Source organism: Microbacterium sp. PF5 (assembly GCF_004794315.1).
GTDB lineage: Bacteria > Actinomycetota > Actinomycetes > Actinomycetales > Microbacteriaceae > Microbacterium > Microbacterium sufflavum.
The window spans coordinates 1-315 of the sequence record NZ_SSDQ01000159.1; the positions used below are offsets into that span (position 1 = coordinate 1).

At 38.4% G+C, this 315-nt stretch carries 1 protein-coding gene; it reads left to right on the plus strand.

Features of this window, described 5'->3' with window-relative positions; genetic code table 11:
- The coding region (locus DW297_RS15850; protein WP_136034165.1) for a hypothetical protein at positions 1-315 on the plus strand (315 nt) is incomplete at both ends.

The window sequence follows — 315 nt, forward strand, 5'->3', positions numbered from 1 at the left end:
ATTATATGGATCAAAACCTTGTAGATATCATAGAGGGAGCTAATCCACCTACTACTAATCTCAAACCAAATAAAACACTATGGCGTGATATTAGCAATGGTAAGCCTGGTATTTTAAAAATATGGACAGGCACAGCGTGGGAGCCTGTCGTCCCTGATACAGGACCATTACAGCAAAGTATTAAAGATGTTAAGGAAGAGATTGAAACAGCTAAAACGGAGTTAAATAAAAAGGTTCAAAGTGTGGAAGGTAAAGCGCAAGAGATAGCTGGACAAATAGTGGAGGTTCAAAAGCAAGTTAATGGTAAAGTGGATC